The organism is Actinomadura napierensis, from assembly GCF_039529375.1.
In the GTDB taxonomy this organism is placed as follows: Bacteria; Actinomycetota; Actinomycetes; order Streptosporangiales; family Streptosporangiaceae; genus Spirillospora; species Spirillospora napierensis.
Window position 1 is genome coordinate 1 of sequence record NZ_BAAAMR010000266.1, and the last position, 1,154, is coordinate 1,154.

1 protein-coding gene is annotated in these 1,154 nt (G+C 68.9%); it reads left to right on the forward strand.

The genetic code is table 11. The annotated features are described in order from the left end of the window. Positions 1 to 300: 300 nt before the first annotated feature. On the forward strand, positions 301 to 1,154 hold an 854-nt coding region (locus ABD296_RS49340), incomplete at its 3' end, for an alpha/beta fold hydrolase (RefSeq protein ID WP_344285445.1).

Here is a 1,154-nt window from a genome sequence, read left to right on the forward strand (position 1 = left end):
TGGTCCCGCCGGTCACCGGGTGACCCGCGGCGGTTGAGGAAGCCCCGGTAGCGATTGACGCTGCCGCGTGGGCTTCGCTCGACCCGAACCGTCAACTTCGCACAGCCACCGGTTGAGGCTCTCAGCCGCGTTCTGCCGTGATGGGCCGACGCGCGGCTCGACTAGGCACCGACCTCGATTGGTCTGTGCCATCACCGAGCCCGCCGCTGTGCGCGCTCGCCCCTTACTTCAGCGGCAGTCGCATCCTCATGCCCGATACCGGGTGTGGCTGCCGCGCCCAATCCGATCGGACCGACCTGTATGTCATCTGTCTCCAACAGCCCCTCCCGTCCTGGACGGCAGGCCGCTGATGCTCCCACCTTCGTGCTGGTCCACGGTTCCGGCAGCAGCTCGTTCATGTGGGCGCCGGTGCAACGCGAACTGGCGCTGCGGGGCCACCGCAGCTACGCCGTCGACCTGCCGGGCCACGGCCTCGACGCGCAGTACCCGGTCGCCTACCAGGCTCCGCAGGACCTCGAGGCGTGGGCGAAGCAACCATCGTCGCTGGCCGAGGTCACCCTGCAGGACAATGTCGACACCGTCATCGACGCCGTCGAGCGCGCGTCCGAGCACGGACCGGTGGTCCTGGTCGGAGCCAGCCTCGGCGGAACGACGATCACAGGGGTAGGAAACGCGATCCCCGCGCTGGTGAGCCGCCTGGTGTACATCTCCGCGTGGTCGTGCGTGAAGCTGGCCAGCCCCGTCGTCTACATGCAGGAACCCGAGTTCGCCGCCAACCTGATGGCCCCGCTGGCCGCCTTCAACGTCGGAGACCCGGCCGAGCTCGGCGCCGGCCGGGCCAACTACCGCACCGCCGACCCGCAACTGCTCGCCGCTCTCAAGGCGGCGACGATGGCCGACGCCACCGACGAGCAGTTCCGAGCCTTCCTCAACATCCTGCAACCCGATGAGTCCATAGCGGTGATGACCGCCGACGCCCGCGTCCAGGCCGACACCTGGGGCACGATCGCCCGCACCTACATCCGTCTCACCGAGGACCGGACGCTTCCGGTGGCCATGCAGGACCGGCTGATCGCCGAAGCCGACGCCCTGACCCCGGACAATCCCTACGACGTCCACTCCCTGGACACCTCACACGTCGGGTTCCTCCTCCG